Annotated in this window: 20 protein-coding genes; 14 read left to right on the forward strand and 6 right to left on the reverse strand. The window is 51.4% G+C overall.

Features of this window, described 5'->3' with window-relative positions; translation table 11 throughout:
* The first annotated feature begins 15 nt into the window (after positions 1–15).
* From OGX89_RS06640 to rnt, 4 genes are all read left to right on the forward strand, one after another.
* The gene (locus OGX89_RS06640) at positions 16–615 is read left to right on the forward strand and encodes a TetR/AcrR family transcriptional regulator (protein ID WP_003832766.1); all 600 of its coding nucleotides are present in this window, start codon (positions 16–18) and stop codon (positions 613–615) included.
* A 54-nt stretch (positions 616–669) separates the two neighbouring features.
* On the forward strand, positions 670–1,767 hold the full coding sequence (locus OGX89_RS06645; protein WP_063941544.1) for an alkene reductase: 1,098 nt from the start codon (positions 670–672) through the stop codon (positions 1,765–1,767).
* 97 nt (positions 1,768–1,864) lie between these two features.
* Positions 1,865–2,272 (forward strand): lactoylglutathione lyase, encoded by a 408-nt coding sequence (gloA, locus tag OGX89_RS06650; RefSeq protein WP_003832762.1) that lies wholly within the window; start codon positions 1,865–1,867, stop codon positions 2,270–2,272.
* A 95-nt stretch (positions 2,273–2,367) separates the two neighbouring features.
* Positions 2,368–3,015 carry a ribonuclease T gene (gene rnt / locus OGX89_RS06655; protein WP_003029200.1) on the forward strand — a complete coding sequence of 216 codons (648 nt, stop codon included), beginning with the start codon at positions 2,368–2,370 and terminating at the stop codon, positions 3,013–3,015.
* A 53-nt stretch (positions 3,016–3,068) separates the two neighbouring features.
* Here rnt and grxD read toward each other — a convergent pair whose 3' ends face one another.
* Complete coding sequence (grxD, locus tag OGX89_RS06660) at positions 3,069–3,416, reverse strand: monothiol glutaredoxin 4 (protein ID WP_003832760.1); 348 nt, start codon at positions 3,414–3,416, stop codon at positions 3,069–3,071.
* A 334-nt stretch (positions 3,417–3,750) separates the two neighbouring features.
* On the opposite strand from grxD, the gene OGX89_RS06665 reads away from it, so the two are divergent.
* Positions 3,751–4,581: a C40 family peptidase gene (locus OGX89_RS06665; RefSeq protein ID WP_003832759.1), complete on the forward strand. Its 831-nt coding sequence runs from the start codon at positions 3,751–3,753 to the stop codon at positions 4,579–4,581.
* A 127-nt stretch (positions 4,582–4,708) separates the two neighbouring features.
* The gene (gene sodB / locus OGX89_RS06670; protein ID WP_003029205.1) at positions 4,709–5,290 is read left to right on the forward strand and encodes a superoxide dismutase [Fe]; all 582 of its coding nucleotides are present in this window, start codon (positions 4,709–4,711) and stop codon (positions 5,288–5,290) included.
* Between the two features lie 39 nt (positions 5,291–5,329).
* On the opposite strand, the gene OGX89_RS06675 is transcribed toward sodB, so the two are convergent.
* Positions 5,330–6,499 carry an MFS transporter gene (locus tag OGX89_RS06675; protein WP_003832758.1) on the reverse strand — a complete coding sequence of 390 codons (1,170 nt, stop codon included), beginning with the start codon at positions 6,497–6,499 and terminating at the stop codon, positions 5,330–5,332.
* 175 nt (positions 6,500–6,674) lie between these two features.
* Positions 6,675–6,764, reverse strand: coding sequence for a cytochrome bd-I accessory subunit CydH (gene cydH, locus OGX89_RS06680; RefSeq protein ID WP_003029209.1), 90 nt, complete (start codon positions 6,762–6,764; stop codon positions 6,675–6,677).
* Positions 6,765–7,061: 297 nt separating this feature from the next.
* Here cydH and purR point away from each other — a divergent pair, with 297 nt between their 5' ends.
* Entirely contained in the window at positions 7,062–8,087 is a 1,026-nt protein-coding gene (gene purR, locus OGX89_RS06685; protein ID WP_003832757.1) for an HTH-type transcriptional repressor PurR, read from the forward strand.
* On the opposite strand, the gene punR is transcribed toward purR, so the two are convergent.
* Positions 8,084–9,016 (reverse strand): DNA-binding transcriptional activator PunR, encoded by a 933-nt coding sequence (gene punR / locus OGX89_RS06690; protein WP_003029215.1) that lies wholly within the window; start codon positions 9,014–9,016, stop codon positions 8,084–8,086. The genes purR and punR overlap by 4 nt on opposite strands.
* A 112-nt stretch (positions 9,017–9,128) precedes the next feature.
* On the opposite strand from punR, the gene punC reads away from it, so the two are divergent.
* Both punC and cfa read left to right on the forward strand, forming a co-directional pair.
* The gene (punC, locus tag OGX89_RS06695; protein ID WP_032943314.1) at positions 9,129–10,334 is read left to right on the forward strand and encodes a purine nucleoside transporter PunC; all 1,206 of its coding nucleotides are present in this window, start codon (positions 9,129–9,131) and stop codon (positions 10,332–10,334) included.
* Between the two features lie 290 nt (positions 10,335–10,624).
* Positions 10,625–11,773: a cyclopropane fatty acyl phospholipid synthase gene (gene cfa / locus OGX89_RS06700; RefSeq protein ID WP_003832753.1), complete on the forward strand. Its 1,149-nt coding sequence runs from the start codon at positions 10,625–10,627 to the stop codon at positions 11,771–11,773.
* A 41-nt stretch (positions 11,774–11,814) separates the two neighbouring features.
* Here the strand turns inward: cfa and OGX89_RS06705 are convergent, their stop codons facing one another.
* Positions 11,815–12,462 carry a riboflavin synthase gene (locus OGX89_RS06705; RefSeq protein ID WP_003832752.1) on the reverse strand — a complete coding sequence of 216 codons (648 nt, stop codon included), beginning with the start codon at positions 12,460–12,462 and terminating at the stop codon, positions 11,815–11,817.
* 217 nt (positions 12,463–12,679) lie between these two features.
* On the opposite strand from OGX89_RS06705, the gene mdtK reads away from it, so the two are divergent.
* A complete protein-coding gene (gene mdtK, locus OGX89_RS06710) occupies positions 12,680–14,053 on the forward strand; it encodes a multidrug efflux MATE transporter MdtK (protein WP_126956299.1) in 1,374 nt (457 codons plus the stop codon).
* A gap of 37 nt (positions 14,054–14,090) precedes the next feature.
* On the opposite strand, the gene OGX89_RS06715 is transcribed toward mdtK, so the two are convergent.
* A complete protein-coding gene (locus tag OGX89_RS06715) occupies positions 14,091–14,789 on the reverse strand; it encodes an RluA family pseudouridine synthase (protein ID WP_126956297.1) in 699 nt (232 codons plus the stop codon).
* 129 nt (positions 14,790–14,918) lie between these two features.
* Between OGX89_RS06715 and OGX89_RS06720 the strand changes: the two genes are divergently transcribed.
* The 4 genes from OGX89_RS06720 to OGX89_RS06735 all read left to right on the forward strand — a co-directional run bounded on the left by OGX89_RS06720 (position 14,919) and on the right by OGX89_RS06735 (position 17,694).
* A complete protein-coding gene (locus tag OGX89_RS06720) occupies positions 14,919–15,710 on the forward strand; it encodes a PhzF family phenazine biosynthesis protein (RefSeq protein ID WP_003832748.1) in 792 nt (263 codons plus the stop codon).
* Between the two features lie 36 nt (positions 15,711–15,746).
* The gene (locus OGX89_RS06725) at positions 15,747–16,055 is read left to right on the forward strand and encodes a monooxygenase (RefSeq protein WP_003832746.1); all 309 of its coding nucleotides are present in this window, start codon (positions 15,747–15,749) and stop codon (positions 16,053–16,055) included.
* Between the two features lie 247 nt (positions 16,056–16,302).
* A complete protein-coding gene (locus OGX89_RS06730; RefSeq protein ID WP_126956295.1) occupies positions 16,303–16,698 on the forward strand; it encodes a RidA family protein in 396 nt (131 codons plus the stop codon).
* A gap of 27 nt (positions 16,699–16,725) precedes the next feature.
* Positions 16,726–17,694: a threo-3-hydroxy-L-aspartate ammonia-lyase gene (locus tag OGX89_RS06735; RefSeq protein ID WP_126956293.1), complete on the forward strand. Its 969-nt coding sequence runs from the start codon at positions 16,726–16,728 to the stop codon at positions 17,692–17,694.
* Positions 17,695–17,784: the final 90 nt, after the last annotated feature.

Genomic DNA, 17,784 nt, shown 5'->3' on the forward strand with positions numbered 1-17,784 from the left:
ATTACACTCGTTTTCATGAACAAAATCACTGAACACGATACACGCGAACATCTGTTGGCGACTGGCGAACTGCTGTGTATGCAGCGCGGCTTCACCGGCATGGGTTTAAGCGAACTACTGAAAACCGCTGAAGTACCCAAAGGTTCGTTTTATCATTACTTTCGCTCTAAAGAAGCGTTCGGTGTCGCGATGCTGGAACGCCACTATGCTGCCTATCATCGGCGACTGGCTACGCACTTTGATACGGGAGCGGGAAACTACCGCGACCGCATTCTGGCCTACTATCAGGAAACCCTGAACCAGTTTAGCCAGCACGGCATTATTAGCGGCTGTTTAACAGTAAAACTGTCTGCCGAAGTGTGCGATCTGTCAGAAGATATGCGCACTGCGATGGATAAAGGCGCGCGGCACATTATTGTGCTGTTAGCGCAGGCGCTGGAGAAAGGTCAGGCCAGCCATTGTCTGTCTTTTGTTGGCGAGCCGTTACAGCAGGCGCAGGTACTGTATGCGCTGTGGCTTGGCGCCAACCTGCAGGCCAAGATTTCTCGTAGCGCCACTCCGCTGGAAAATGCGCTGGCGCACGTTAAAAACATCATCACAACGCCTGCCGTTTAACAGGCGTTTTTATTTTCTTTATTACTAGACGACCGGTCTATTCAGGAGTATCACATGTCATCTGAAAAACTGTTTTCCCCACTGAAAGTGGGTGCCATTACGGCAGCAAACCGCGTATTTATGGCGCCACTGACGCGTCTGCGCAGTATTGAGCCTGGCGACATCCCTACTCCGCTGATGGCCGAGTATTACCGTCAACGCGCCAGCGCGGGTCTTATCATCAGCGAAGCGACGCAGATTTCCGCACAGGCGAAAGGCTATGCCGGAGCACCCGGCTTACACAGCGAAGCGCAAATTGCCGCATGGAAGAAAATCACTGCTGCCGTACACGCTGAGCAAGGTCATATTGCTGTCCAGTTGTGGCACACCGGACGCATCTCTCACGCCAGTCTGCAGCCAAACGGCCAAGCTCCAGTTGCACCTTCCGCGATTAGCGCTGGAACCCGCACCTCGCTACGTGATGAAAACGGCCTGGCAACGCGTGCCGATACTTCAATGCCACGTGCGCTGGAAACAGAAGAGATTCCGGGTATCGTTAATGACTTCCGTCAGGCGATAGCCAATGCGCGCGTGGCAGGTTTCGATATGGTTGAACTGCACTCTGCCCACGGCTACCTGCTGCACCAGTTCCTGTCGCCAACGTCTAACCAGCGTACCGATCAATACGGTGGCAGCGTCGAAAATCGTGCGCGTCTGGTGCTGGAAGTGGTTGACGCCGGTATTAAAGAATGGGGTGCCGATCGCATTGGTATTCGCGTCTCCCCGATTGGCACTTTCCAGAACGTTGACAACGGTCCGAACGAAGAAGCCGATGCGCTGTATCTGATTGAACAATTGGGCAAGCGCGGAATCGCTTACCTGCACATGTCTGAGCCGGACTGGGCCGGTGGCGAGCCGTATTCCGATGCGTTCCGCGAAAAAGTTCGCGCACGCTTCCACGGTCCTATCATTGGTGCTGGTGCTTACACCCCAGAAAAAGCAGAAGCGCTGATCGAGAAAGGTCTGATCGACGCCGTTGCTTTTGGTCGCGCCTATATTGCTAACCCGGATCTGGTGGCGCGTCTGCAACGCAAAGCAGAACTGAATCCGCAACGTGCCGAGAGCTTCTACGGCGGCGGCGCGGAAGGTTACACCGACTATCCTACCCTCTAACGTCACAATCTCCGTTCTGACATTGATAGCGGCGTAACAACGCCGCTATACTAAAACAACATTTTGAATGTATTAGCCATTTTTGAAGGGGAAAAAGATGCGTTTACTCCATACCATGCTGCGCGTGGGTGACCTGCAGCGTTCCATCGAGTTTTATACCAACGTGCTGGGCATGAAGCTGCTGCGTACCAGCGAAAACCCTGAATACAAGTACTCTCTGGCTTTTGTCGGCTACGGTCCTGAAACCAGTGAAGCAGTAATCGAACTGACCTATAACTGGGGTGTCGACAAGTATGATCTGGGTACTGCCTATGGCCATATAGCCCTGAGCGTAGACAACGCGGCTGAAGCCTGTGAACGTATTCGCCAGAATGGCGGTAACGTAACGCGTGAAGCAGGTCCAGTAAAAGGCGGCACCACAGTGATTGCGTTCGTTGAAGATCCGGACGGCTACAAAATTGAGCTGATCGAAGAGAAAGACGCCGGGCGCGGCCTGGGCGATTAATCTCCCCCTCGGGCGCAGATCGTCTGTGCCCATAGTTTTATACTCATCATTTTGCCATAATACGCGCTGCAATTTTCCCGTATTAAGAGACCCAGATGTCCGATAACGCTCAACTTTCCGGTCTGTGTGACCGTTTTCGTGGTTTTTATCCTGTCGTCATTGATGTCGAAACCGCAGGGTTCAATGCCAAAACCGATGCGCTGCTTGAGATTGCCGCCATCACACTGAAAATGGATGAACAAGGCTGGCTGATGCCGGACACGACGTTACATTTCCACGTAGAGCCGTTTGAAGGTGCCAATTTGCAACCGGAAGCGCTCGCTTTTAACGGTATTGACCCTAACAATCCGCTACGCGGTGCGGTCAGCGAATATGATGCTCTGCATGCCATCTTCAAAATGGTGCGTAAAGGCATTAAAGACAGCGGCTGCAATCGGGCGATCATGGTGGCGCATAACGCTACGTTCGACCACAGTTTCATGATGGCTGCAGCAGAACGCGCCTCACTCAAACGTAATCCATTCCACCCATTTGTAACCTTTGATACGGCGGCATTAAGCGGCCTGTCTCTGGGGCAGACTGTGTTATCAAAAGCGTGCCTGGCGGCGGGAATGGAGTTTGACGGGAATCAGGCGCACTCGGCGCTGTATGACACCGAACGTACGGCCGTGCTGTTTTGCGAAATCGTTAACCGCTGGAAACGTCTCGGCGGTTGGCCTCTTCCCGTGCCTGAAGAAGCGTAACGGCGATATAAAAAAAGCGACCATTTCAGGTCGCTTTTTTACTTCTGCTGGTATTACTCAGCGTCCGGCTCTTCGGTTTTGTATTTCGCTGCTGTTTCTTTAATCAGCTGCTGCAACTCACCGCGCTGGTACATTTCGATCAAAATGTCACAACCGCCAACCAGCTCACCATCAACCCACAGTTGCGGGAAGGTCGGCCAGTTTGCGTATTTCGGCAGTTCGGCGCGAATATCCGGGTTCTGCAAAATATCAACGTAAGCAAAGCGTTCACCACAGGCTGACAGCGCCTGCACAGCCTGTGCGGAGAAACCGCAGCTTGGCAGTTTAGGGGAACCTTTCATGTACAGGAGAATCGGGTTTTCAGCGATCTGGCGCTGGATTTTTTCGATAGTGGTGCTCATTATCTTGCTTCCTTAAACTTCTTTTACGGCAGTAGTCTGACATTGTAACGGGTCAGACAGGCAACGGAAAATAACATTTTCATTACGCGTTATTATTTTATCCCCTGACGCTAAAAGTTGCATTCACAATCTCACTTATCCCCTTCAAACATGTGGATTTGATTATCCGTTCACCAACTCAAACGTTAATTGCTGTTTTTTTTTGCGGTCGGTTACGAAACATAGTTTTAAACAAAAAAAGCTATTAACTTTCCCTCTTTCTATAGATTAGAATCATCAAGTTTTGAAAATCACACGCAGGCACGATAGACCTGCCTTACCAGAGGACTGCTCAGTGGCGCGGATAAACCGAATCTCGATCACGCTCTGTGCTTTGCTTTTTACTACACTGCCCTTTACGCCTATGGCTCATGCTTCCAAGCAGGCCAGGACGACACCTACCAATTCTCACACCATCAAAACGGTAGATAAAAAGAAAAGCGCAACAACCAGCCAAAAAACAACAAAGACCAGTAAGAAAACGGCGACAAAGACCACCAGCAAAACCAGCACCAAAACCGCTTCCTCTTCTAAAAAACGCACTGCCACTCCGGCAAAGTCGACTAAAACTGCAAATCGCCGTGGTAAAACTGCCGCAGCACAAACCGCAGCCGTTACCTGGACGGAAAAATGCACACCGCGCAAAGGTCATAAACCACGCTGCGTGAAGGTGAAAACCACTGCACCGACTACGCTTGCTGACGCACATAAAGTGAAAGTGCAGAAAGCGACTAAAACAGCTATGTCCACCTTGATGAACCAAATCGGTAAACCTTATCGTTGGGGCGGCTCCTCGCCAAGAACCGGGTTTGACTGCAGCGGTCTGGTTTATTACGCCTATAAAGATCTGGTGAAGTTCCGCATTCCGCGTACCGCGAATGAAATGTACCATCTGCGTGATGCCGCACCAATTGAACGTGGCGAACTGAAAAATGGCGATCTGGTATTCTTTCGTACCCAGGGTCGCGGCACAGCCGATCACGTCGGCGTCTACGTCGGCAACGGTAAGTTTATTCAGTCACCGCGCAGCGGGCAGGAAATTCAAATCACCTCTCTGAGCGAAGATTACTGGCAGCGCCACTATGTGGGCGCTCGTCGGGTAATGACGCCAAAAACAATTCGCTAAAAACTTACCCTACAGAACATACTGTAGGGTAAGTTCTTCTTTTGCATAACCTTTCAATTTGCTACCCTATCCTTACTCACAATGAGGCTATTGTGTGTACTCAATATAAATAATAAGGAGAGAAGCAATGTCGTTTGAATTACCTGCATTACCGTATGCCAAAGATGCTCTGGCACCGCACATTTCTGCCGAAACGCTGGAATATCACTATGGCAAACACCATCAAACCTACGTGACCAATCTGAACAATCTGATTAAAGGCACGGCGTTTGAAGGCAAATCACTGGAAGAGATCGTTCGTAGCTCTGAAGGCGGTGTATTCAATAACGCAGCACAAGTATGGAACCACACGTTCTACTGGAACTGCCTGGCACCAAACGCAGGTGGTGAACCGACCGGTAAACTGGCCGATGCAATCGCCGCTTCCTTTGGCAGCTTTGCAGATTTCAAAGCGCAATTCACCGATGCCGCTATCAAAAACTTCGGTTCTGGCTGGACCTGGCTGGTTAAAGGAACGGATGGCAAACTGGCTATCGTCTCCACCTCCAACGCAGGTACTCCGCTGACCACCGACGCGACGCCGCTGATGACCGTTGACGTATGGGAACACGCCTACTACATCGATTATCGCAATGCTCGTCCTGGCTACCTGGAACATTTCTGGGCACTGGTGAACTGGGAATTTGTTGCGAAGAACTTCGCAGCATAAAAAAGATAACGCAGAAGGACTTCCTTCTGCGTTTTTGCATTAATTCGCGGTAGTGAAAGCCTCTTCAGGCTGTCTTCTTGCGGAAATGAACACCAGCAGCAGCGCAAGACCCGCCACAATCGCCCCCATTACCGGCACAAAACTGTAGCCCAGGCCGCCAGATATTACCGCCCCACCGGCCGCAGCCCCCAGTGCGTTCCCCAGATTAAACGCGCCAATATTGACTGACGATGATAATCCAGGTGCTTCGCTGGCAACGCGCATCACACGCATCTGCAACGGTGGAACGACCGCAAACGTCGCCGCGCCCCAGACCACCATACTGACCGCCGCTCCCAACTCATTACGCGCAAGGAAAGGAATGGCCAGCATAATAACCATCAGCAGCAGTAAAAAGCCTTTTAGCGTACCGTTGACTGAACGGTCAGCCAGTTTGCCGCCAAAATAGTTACCGATCGAGAAGCCAACACCTATCAACACCAGCATCCCGGTAACAAATGCCGGTGTAGCATGAGTGATAGTATGCAGAACCGGCGAGATGTAGGTATACAGCGTGAACATCGCCCCAGCACCCAGTACGGTAGTCAGTAACGCCGACAGCACCTGCGGGCGCATAAGTACCGCCAGTTCGCTACGGACATCCGGGCGCTCTCCTGCTCCACCCTTGGGTAATGAGAAGAACAGGCTGACCATCGCAATGACGCCCAGCCCTGCAGTGGCCATAAACGACATGCGCCAGCCGATGGTTTCACCAAGCCAGGTCGCCGCCGGAACGCCGCCAATATTGGCGATAGTTAACCCCATAAACATCGTTGCCACAGCGCTGGCCTGCTTATGTTTGGGTACCACACTGGCTGCAACCACAGAACCGAGACCAAAAAAGGCTCCATGGTTAAGACTGGTCAAAATACGCGATAGCATCAGCGTGGTGTAATCCGGCGAGATAGCCGAAAGCACATTACCCAGCGTGAAAATCGCCATCAGGAATATCAAAGCATTACGTCGCGCACGATGAGACAGCAGCAATGTCATCAGCGGTGCACCTACCATCACACCTACTGCATAAGCGCTGATCAGCATGCCAGCCGCCGGAATCGAGACGTCCACACCTTTGGCAATGACGGGCAATAACCCCATTGGCGAAAACTCGGTGGTGCCAATACCAAACGCCCCGATTGCCAGCGACAGTAAAGGGTAATTGATTTTCATATTTCGACTCCGTATCGTCGAGCCGTGGCACGACATAAAATAAGAGTCAAAAGCATGACATTGATCGCAAAATTAATAAAGTTAACAAAACTGCAAAAGACTTTTGCTTATTCGCAAACAATAGAGGGGAAAAACGAGTCGAAGGGATGAGGGAGAGCTAACTCCCTCGGGGAAATCAATGCAGCGCTGCGGTCAGACCACCCGCGACGATCAAACCCAGAACAATAATGGTAGTCACTAACGAAAATTTCAGATCGGTGCTCATCAAGTTTTCTCCTTTTTATTCCCACACAAAAAGTGATATTGCGCATTTTTACACACTTGAAAGCAAAAATCTCTCACGATTTATATTGATAACTGCTTTTAACTCTTCCCCTTTTCGTTAAGATCAGACAAAATTCCACGCTTACTTGATTAGCGTACCGGCCATTGACCCCTTCCTGACGTTCCGTGTCGTTTTCCCGGCGTGCCGCAACCCTTACGTTGCGATAAGGGTGTGTAAAGGCAAACGTTTACCTGGAGTATTCTCAGGAGCTTAGGATATGGTCTGGAGTGAGATGTAATGGCAACAATTAAAGATGTAGCGAAGCGAGCAAACGTTTCCACTACAACCGTATCACACGTAATTAACAAGACGCGCTTTGTCGCGGAAGAAACACGTAATGCTGTCTGGGCAGCAATCAAAGAACTGCACTATTCTCCGAGCGCAGTTGCCCGCAGCCTGAAGGTAAATCACACCAAGTCTATCGGCTTGCTGGCGACCAGCAGCGAAGCGGCCTATTTCGCCGAAATTATCGAAGCCGTTGAGAAAAACTGTTTCCAGAAAGGCTATACCCTGATCCTGGGTAACGCATGGAACAGTCTCGAAAAGCAGCAGGCTTATCTGTCGATGATGGCGCAAAAGCGCGTTGATGGTCTGCTGGTGATGTGTTCTGAGTATCCGGAGTCTCTGCTTTCGATGCTCGAAGAGTATCGCCATATCCCGATGGTCGTCATGGACTGGGGCGAAGCAAAAGCCGACTTTACCGATACGGTCATTGATAACGCCTTCGAAGGCGGTTACATGGCGGGCCGGTATCTGGTAGAACGCGGTCATCGTGAGATTGGCGTGATCCCTGGCCCAATGGAACGTAACACCGGGGCCGGGCGTCTGGCTGGCTTTATGAAAGCGATGGAAGAAGCGCTGATTAAAGTGCCTGAAAACTGGATTGTCCAGGGCGATTTTGAGCCTGAATCCGGCTATCGCGCCATGCAGCAAATTCTGTCGCAGTCTCATCGTCCGACCGCGGTCTTCTGCGGTGGAGATATTATGGCAATGGGTGCGCTGTGCGCCGCTGACGAAATGGGACTGCGCGTACCGCAGGATGTCTCACTCATCGGCTACGACAACGTGCGCAACGCCCGCTTCTTCACGCCGGCCTTGACGACCATTCACCAGCCGAAGGATTCACTGGGTGAAACGGCCTTCAACATGCTGTTAGACCGTATCGTGAATAAACGTGAAGAGTCACAGTCTATCGAGGTGCATCCGCGCCTGGTTGAGCGTCGCTCCGTTGCCGACGGTCCGTTCCGCGATTACCGCCGTTAAGCCTGTTGTGCGGGAGTCTCATCTGGCTCCCGCAGCCATTCCTTGTTCAACGTTTCACTATCCCCTAAATAGTCCAGCAGCCAACTCAATGCCGGTGACGTATCGTTCTGCTGCCATGTCAGGCAGCATGCGGCATCAGGAAAAGGGTTCTCCAGTTGCAGCGCAACCCATTTGCCGCTATCGATCCACGGTTTGGCAAAATGCGTCGGTACCATGCCCACGCACAATCCCGCGGACAAACAGGTCGCTGAGGATTCCCAGTCCGGCACGACTACGCGCTTTTGGTTGTCCAGCAGCCAGGTAATACGCTTCGGCAATGTTCGGGAGGTATCTTCGCGCACCAGTGACGGCCAGTTGCGCAACGTGTCATCACTTAGCGGTCCAGGCATTGACGCCAGTGGATGATGGCTGGCTACCACGCAGCTCCAGCTCAGCATTCCCATATCGCGGAAGGTATAGCGCCCCCCGACCGGAATGGCCTGTGTGGCACCGATGGCCAGTTCCACGCGTCCATCAGACAGTGCGTCCCACACGCCGTTAAACACTTCCTGAAAAACTAACAATTCCACATCATCAAAGTGACGGTAGAAATCCACTATCATCTGTCGGGTACGATCCGGGCGGACAATGTTATCGACGGCGATCGCCAGCTGTCCGCGCCAGCCGTTAGCAATTTGCTGACATTGCTGGCGCGTGATCTGCATTTTTTTGATAACAGAGCGGCCTTCTTTTAAAAACCATGCCCCGGCAGGCGTTAATTCAACATCCCGATGGCGTCGCTCAAAAAGTGGCACCGCCAGCCACTCTTCCAGCTGGCGCACGGTGTAGCTTACCGCCGAAGGTACACGGTGCAGCTCCTGCGCGGCCGAACTAAAGCTACCGTTACGCGCAACCGCATCAACCACTTCAAGTGAATATTCCGACCACATATTCTGCCTGCAAAAAATTTGAAATCAGTAAGCAAATATTAGCGTTTCACAGCGAGAATTACACTCACTACACTCAGCGGCATTGTTCTACTGCTAAAAAAGAGAAATGATGATGCAACCTGGGAAAGGGTTTTTAGTCTGGCTGGCTGGTCTTAGCGTGCTTGGTTTTCTGGCAACGGATATGTATCTACCCGCCTTTGCTGCTATTCAGTCCGATCTGCAAACACCTGCATCTGCTGTCAGCGCCAGCCTGAGCTTGTTCTTAGCCGGTTTTGCCGTCGCACAACTACTGTGGGGACCGCTTTCGGACCACTATGGTCGCAAGCCTATTTTGCTGCTGGGTTTATCTATCTTCGCACTGGGCAGCCTGGGCATGCTGTGGGTTGAAAACGCCACTGGTCTACTGGTACTGCGATTTGTTCAGGCCGTTGGCGTCTGTGCGGCATCGGTTATCTGGCAAGCGCTGGTTACCGATTATTATCCTTCACAAAAAGTAAACCGCATCTTTGCTACTATTATGCCGCTGGTAGGGTTATCTCCTGCACTCGCCCCGCTATTAGGCAGTTGGATCCTGGTACATTTTTCCTGGCAGGCCATTTTTGCCACTCTGTTTGCCATTACTCTGATTCTGATGCTTCCGGCTCTGCGTCTAAAGCCAACGGCTAAAGCACGCGATGACAGCCAGGATAAACTGACTTTCGCCACCTTGCTGCGCTCGAAAACTTACCGTGGAAACGTGCTGATTTATGCCGCCTGTTCCGCGAGCTTTTTCGCATGGCTGACGGGTTCCCCGTTCATCCTCAGCGAAATGGGTTATAGCCCAGCGGTAATTGGTCTGAGCTATGTTCCGCAAACTATCGCCTTCTTAATTGGTGGTTACGGCTGTCGTGCAGCGCTGCAAAAATGGCAGGGTCGTCAGCTGCTGCCCTGGTTACTCATCCTGTATGCCTTCAGCGTTGTAGGCACCTGGGCGACCGGTTTTATTCATCATGTTGCATTGGCTGAAATCCTGATCCCATTCTGCGTTATGGCGATTGCGAACGGCGCAATCTACCCTATCGTTGTCGCGCAGGCATTACGCCCTTTCCCACAGGCCACGGGACGCGCAGCCGCATTGCAGAATACGCTGCAACTGGGTTTATGCTTCCTGGCAAGCCTTGTCGTTTCCTGGTTGATTGCCACCCCGCTGCTCACCACCACCAGCGTTATGCTGACAACAGTATTGCTGGCTGCTGTGGGTTACAAAATGCAATCGCAGAAAACTGACGCCCCGCAAACAGATGATCGTGCGCAAGTTGCCCACGGAGAGTCGCACTAATAATGGTTGCGGGCATTTAGTTAGCTCGCTAACAATTATTGGTTGAATCGTCAAAAATTCAGGCATATACTGATTTTCAGTTGTTAAAAAAACGATAATTTTAATGCGTTAACGGGGACAAGAACGTTCCCGTTTTACCACGGATGGCCTTTTCGGCAAGGGTTTCTCCCTTCCTCTGTTCTACGTCGGATTATAGATTCGCGGATTAATTCCGTGAGATTTCTCACAAAGCCCAAAAAAGCGTCTACGCTGTTTTAAGGTTCTGATCACCGACCAGTGATGGAGAAGCTATGAGTTCATCATGTATAGAAGACGTCAGCGTACCGGATGATGACTGGTACCGCATTACCAATGAATTATTGAGCCGTGCAGGCATTGCCATTAATGGCCCTGCACCGGCTGATATTCGAGTAAAGAACCCCGATTTTTTCAAACGCGTATTGCAGGAAGGATCGTTAGGGTTGGGTGAAAGTTATATGGATGGCTGGTGGGAATGCGACAGGCTGGACATGTTTTTTAGTAAAGTCTTGCGCGCCGGTCTTGAAAACCAACTCCCCCGCCACTTTAAAGATACGCTACGTATCGCCACGGCTCGCCTGTTCAATTTACAGACCAAAAAACGTGCGTGGATGGTCGGCAAAGAACATTACGATTTGGGCAACGATCTCTTTACCCGCATGCTTGACCCCTATATGCAGTATTCCTGCGCCTACTGGAAAGATGCCAACACTCTGGAATCTGCCCAACAGGCGAAGCTCAAAATGATTGCTGAAAAATTGCAACTGAAGCCAGGAATGCGGGTGCTTGATATTGGCTGTGGCTGGGGTGGTTTATCCCAGTTTATGGCATCGCAATATGGTGTGAGCGTGGTGGGTGTGACCATTTCGGCAGAACAGCAGAAAATGGCACAGGAACGTTGCGCTGGGCTGGATGTCACCATTTTGCTGCAGGATTATCGCGACCTGAACGACAAATTCGACCGCATTGTCTCCGTCGGCATGTTTGAACATGTTGGACCGAAGAACTACGCCACCTATTTTGAGGTGGTCGATCGTAATTTAAAACCGGATGGTCTCTTTTTACTGCACAGCATCGGCTCCAAAAAAACCGACAATAACGTTGATCCGTGGATCAATAAGTATATCTTCCCAAACGGGTGTTTGCCGTCAGTTCGCCAGATTGCCAACGCCAGCGAACCGCATTTTGTGATGGAAGACTGGCATAATTTTGGCGCTGATTACGACACGACGCTGATGGCATGGCACGAGCGTTTCATGAACTCATGGCCTGAAATCGCCGATAACTATACCGAACGTTTCAAACGGATGTTCAGCTATTATCTGAACGCCTGCGCCGGGGCGTTTCGTGCTCGCGACATTCAGCTATGGCAGGTGGTATTTTCCCGCGGTGTTGAACACGGTCTGCGCGTTCCCCGCTAATCGTTTTCGCCCCCGTAGCAACGGGGGCTTTACTCTCTGGCTTAGGCTCCCGCTTCGCCCGTTATGTTGCTGATGGCGCTTTCACGCGCCGCCAGGACACGTTCAACGGTATCAACCACCGCCTGCGTTTGGGGATCGATTTCGATATTAACCCGTGCGCCCAGCTTTTTCTTGCCAAGCGTAGTGCGCTCCAGCGTTTCCGGAATCAAATGCACACAGAAACGCGTCGGCGTCACTTCACCGACCGTCAGACTGATTCCGTCAATACCAATAAATCCTTTGTACAGGATATATTTCATCAGCGACGGATCCTGGACTTTAAACCACACCTGACGGTTATTCTCCGAGGTCAAAATTTTCGACACTTCGGCAGTGGTCATAATATGGCCCGACATTAAATGTCCGCCAATCTCATCACTGAATTTTGCCGCACGTTCAACGTTAACCAAATCTCCGACCTTCAGATCGCCCAGGTTGGTGATACGCAGCGTTTCTTTCATCAGGTCGAAGCTTATCTGGTTACCGTTAATTTCGGTGACCGTCAGGCAGCACCCATTGTGGGCAACCGATGCGCCGGTCTCCAGCGCATCCAGCATATATTCAGGCAACTCCACAACATGCGTACGAAAATTTGGTTTTTCATCAATGGACACCAATTTTGCGGTGCCCTGCACAATACCCGTAAACATACTTCCTACTCCTGAACTCAATTAAGACATCTCTGCACAGCACAATAGCAGGTGGAAATTCAGGTTGCCAGCAATGCGCCACCAGCGCCTGTTTTTTCACTGGAGAATTACGTATTCCTCGCTACAATAGACTGAAATTTCCCCTGCTTTTTCTCCTTGCTGCCATATAAGGCGGCTTTTTTAGTCTCTCAAATAACAACAATATAGTGGTGTACACGTGCAAAAGTATGTAAGTGAAGCGCGTCAGTTATTAGCTCTGGCAATTCCGGTGATTCTTGCGCAAATCGCTCAAACCGCAATGGGATTCGTCGATACCGTTATGGCGGGCGGATACAGCGCGACGGATATGGCGGCCGTCGCCATTGGTACGTCCATCTGGCTACCGGCCATTCTGTTTGGTCATGGACTGCTACTGGCGTTGACCCCAGTAATTGCGCAACTCAATGGTTCCGGACGCCGCGACCGTATCGCCCATCAAATACGTCAGGGATTCTGGCTGGCGGGCAGCGTCTCTGTTCTGATTATGGTTGTGCTATGGAACGCGGGGTACATTATTCGCTCCATGCATAACATTGACCCAGCGCTGGCAGATAAAGCCGTTGGTTACCTGCGTGCCCTGCTGTGGGGCGCACCGGGTTATCTGTTCTTCCAGGTGGCCCGTAACCAGTGCGAAGGATTAGCCAAGACTAAACCAGCGATGGTGATGGGCTTTCTCGGCCTGCTGGTGAACATTCCGGTCAACTACGTTTTCATCTATGGGCATTTAGGCATGCCGGAACTGGGCGGCGTAGGTTGTGGTGTGGCAACAGCAGCAGTTTATTGGGTGATGTTTATCGCCATGCTTTCTTACGTCAAACGTGCGCGTTCGATGCGCGATATCCGTAATGAGCGTGGTTTCCAGAAACCTGACACTGCAGTAATGAAGCGTCTGGTACAGCTGGGTTTACCTATCGCGCTGGCGTTATTTTTCGAAGTGACGTTGTTTGCGGTGGTCGCGCTACTGGTTTCTCCACTGGGGATTGTCGACGTAGCCGGACACCAAATCGCACTGAACTTCAGCTCGTTAATGTTCGTCCTGCCGATGTCTCTGGCTGCCGCCGTCACCATTCGTGTCGGCTATCGTCTGGGCCAGGGCTCCACGCTGGATGCGCAAACTGCAGCCAGAACGGGTCTGGGTGTTGGTGTCTGCATGGCTGTCGTAACGGCGATTTTCACCGTGACATTCCGCGAGCATATTGCCCTGCTCTATAACAATAACCCGGAAGTTGTCGCCCTGGCGGCTCAGCTCATGTTACTGGCCGCGGTGTATCAAATTTCGGACTCTATCCAGGTTATTGGCAGCGGGATCCTGCGTGGTTATAAAGATACGCGTTCCATTTTCTTTATTACCTTTACGGCATACTGGGTGCTGGGTCTGCCGAGCGGTTATATTCTGGCGCTTACCGATCTGGTAGTTGACCGGATGGGACCAGCGGGATTCTGGATGGGCTTTATTATCGGCCTGACCTCTGCGGCGATACTGATGATGCTGCGGATGCGGTTTCTACAACGCCAGCCGTCAGCGGTTATTTTACAACGCGCTGCGCGATAACCTCATAAAAGCCGCCGCCAGGCGGCTTTTTTTCGCCTCAAAACGGGCTGTCATTTTTGGCGTTCATCCACGCTTCACTAATGGGATGCCTGAAATGCAGTTCACTGGCATGCAGCATCAATCGCGGCGTTTGTTCAGTGCCAGGCAGCAAACGCCCGCCATACAAATCACACCCTAAAATGGGATGTCCTAACTGCTGACAATGGATCCGTAGTTGATGGGTGCGCCCGGTTTCAGGGGTCAGTTGTACCCGCGTCAAGGGGAGCAGCGTCCCCTCTTCCTGACGATGATAAAAGCGCTCGATAACCTGATAGCGCGAGCGTGCGGGTTTGCCGTTGAGAGCACAAATCGACATCAATGGAAACAGCGCCGGGTCTTTAGCAATCGCTGCATCGATAACCCCTTCGTCGTTTTCCAGATGCCCGCATAACAGCGCGCTGTACACCTTAGTGACCGTACGCTGGCTGAACTGCTGGCAAAGCGCGGCGTTGATAGCCTTGTTACGAGCGACCACCATCAGCCCAGAAGTGCCGAAATCAAGCCGATGTACCAGCGTGCAGCCAGGGTAAATCTGTACCAGCCGGTGATGTACCGAATCGAGATTCTGCGGATTTTTGCCCGACAGGCTAAGCAACCCGCTGGGTTTATTAATGAGCAACAGATGCTCGTCCTGATAGAGGGTCTCTATCTCGTCATGGCAAGGCGGGGCAATAAAGGTATCGAGGATCGTAGACATCAGGCGGCCAGAATGAGGTGTGGGAACGGATGATAACGAATTTTCACCACAGTGGCGAATCTGAGCATTGACCCAATGGCTGGCATGGTAGAGTGTGATTTATCCTGAGTGCGATGAGAGGGTTACTCTGTGCAACAAATCAATTTTTACATGGTGGATGCCTTTACCACCACGACGTTTGGCGGTAATGCCGCAGCAGTCTGTCCGCTCACGGACTGGTTGCCCGATGAAACATTATTAAAGATGGCGCAGCAGCATAACCAGTCAGAAACCGCTTTTTTTGTCACCGATGAGAATGGTTTTGAGCTGCGTTGGTTTACCACTCAGGGTGAAATCAATCTTTGTGGGCATGCCACGCTTGCCGCCGCGCATGTCATCTTTGAACATCTGGATTACCCGGATACGAAAATCCAATTTGCTACCCGCTTTGTGGGACCGCTGACGGTCACGCGCTGCGGTGAATGGCTGACGCTTGATTTTCCAGCCTGGCCAAGCGAATCTGCCGTGCCGCCAGCTTTATTGCTGGAAACATTAGGCATCACCGAATACAAAGAGGTGCGTGTGGCAAGAGATTACATGGTGGTGCTGGAAAATCAACAGCAGGTTGAGGCTGTGCGCCCAAACATCCACGCCATGCTGCCGCTGGGAAAAATGGTATGCATCACCGCGCCGGGTGACGGGGAATACGATTTTGTCAGCCGTTTCTTTTGCCCGGGTGAAGCCGTCGCGGAAGACCCGGTCACAGGCTCGGCACATAGCATGCTGATCCCTTACTGGGCTGGAAAACTGAATAAAACACAGATGCTGGCACGCCAGGTCTCTGAACGCGGCGGGGATTTACGCTGTCAGTTAGCAGGAACGCGTGTTTATATCAGTGGGCAGGCGATAACTTATCTGACCGGTAAAGTGCTGTTGCGCTAGCGGCCTTACCCAAAATAACCAATCCATGGAGGATTTATGTCGAACAAACTCGTGCAGATACACTTTGATTTTCATGGTCCGTTTGGGGCTGAGATGTCGAATCAGCTCGTTGAACTGGCCGAATCAATCAACCAGGAGCCGGGGTTCATCTGGAAAATCTGGACCGAGAACGAAGCAAATCACGAAGCGGGTGGCATCTACCTGTTCCAGAACGAAGACACCGCTCAGGCCTATATCAAAAAGCATACCGCCCGCCTGAAGCACCTGGGTGTGGAAGAAGTAACGTTCAAAATCTTCGATATCAATGAACCGTTAAGTAAAATTAACCACGGTCATATCAGCTAAACTTTTGCCTTAGACGCCCCTCCCGGGGCGTTTCTTCATTTCCCCCGGCTTTCCCCTCATCAAAAGCGATCCCCCTCTTTCGTCACCTCGCGATTGCGCTATAGCGTGTGCCAAGTTTGCAATAGTTCACAAAATCATCACTCGCGAAAACTATCTCTAGCAGGAAGTGGCATAAAGGCGTATAAAATAATACAAATAGTATTATTTTATACAAAATGAATCACAAACTGCGACTGGAGATTCTCACATGACCGCGGACATTACACTGAACTCATCTGCTGGAAGCTTCCCGCCAGCAGGTCATTACTCGCACAGTACAACGGCTGGCGGATTAGTCTTCATTTCCGGGCAGTTGCCGGTCACTTTCGACGGCGAGAAAAAAGCGGATGCCTCTTTTGAAGATCAAACCCGGCTGGTACTCAAGAATATTGATGCTTGTCTGGCTGGTGCTGGGGCATCACGTCAGCATCTGGTGTCTGTTCGCGTCTATGTGACGGATATGAACCAGTGGCCGACGTTTAACAAAATCTATGGAGAGTGGATCGGCGATTTCCGTCCATCCCGTGCAGTAGCAGGTGTTGCGGAACTTCATTATGGTTTTGCGCTGGAAGTTGAAGCTATTGCGTTGGCCCCGCAAGCGTGACGTTTAACAACATACAGGTGAACAACAATGACTGAAATGACACTGCCTGATTATAACGATGTTGCCGCTGCGGCAGAGCGCATCGCAGATTATGCTAACAAAACGCCGGTGATGACCTCCCGAACGGTTAACGAAGAATTTGGCGCGGAAGTCTTCTTTAAGTGCGAAAACTTCCAGAGAATGGGCGCCTTCAAATTTCGCGGCGCTATGAATGCGCTACGCCAGTTCACCCCACAACAACGCGCTGCGGGCGTCGTGACGTTTTCTTCCGGCAACCATGCACAGGCCATTGCCCTGTCGGCAAAGTTGTTGGGCATTCCAGCAACAATTATCATGCCGCATGATGCCCCGGCGGCCAAAGTTGCGGCGACGAAAGGCTATGGCGGAAAAGTGGTAACTTACGATCGCTATACTGAAGATCGTGAAAAAATTGGTCGGGACCTGGCAGAGAAACAGGGGTTAACGCTGATTCCCCCTTATGACCATCCGCACGTGATCGCAGGCCAGGGCACCGCCACAAAAGAGCTGATTGAAGAAGTGGGTCAGTTAGACGCCCTTTTCGTGTGTCTGGGCGGTGGCGGCCTGCTCTCAGGATCCGCCCTGGCGTCCAGACATCTGTCTCCTGACTGCATCATCTATGGTGTCGAACCTGAGGCGGGTAACGATGGTCAACAGTCGTTCCGAAGTGGAAAAATAGTTCATATCGATACGCCCAAAACCATTGCTGACGGTGCTCAGACTCAACATCTCGGGAACTATACGTTTCAGATTATCAAGCAAAACGTGAACGATATTCTGACTGTTTCAGACGCTGAGTTAGTTGCCTCAATGAAATTTATCGCTGAACGCATGAAAATCGTCGTAGAGCCGACCGGGTGTCTGGGTTTTGCTGCCGCCAGAGCGCGTAAAGCTGAACTTCGCGGCAAGAAAATCGGCATTATCATCAGCGGCGGAAACGTGGATATCAGTCGCTACAGTGAATTTCTGGCCGGATGATAAACAGGGTATCTGCCATGCAGATACCCTACTTTTACTGTCTGTACACTCCCGTCTGGAAAAACGCTCCCAGGTCACTGTAAACTGCTC

The organism is Citrobacter sp. Cpo103, assembly GCF_030332605.1.
Lineage (GTDB): Bacteria > Pseudomonadota > Gammaproteobacteria > Enterobacterales > Enterobacteriaceae > Citrobacter > Citrobacter portucalensis.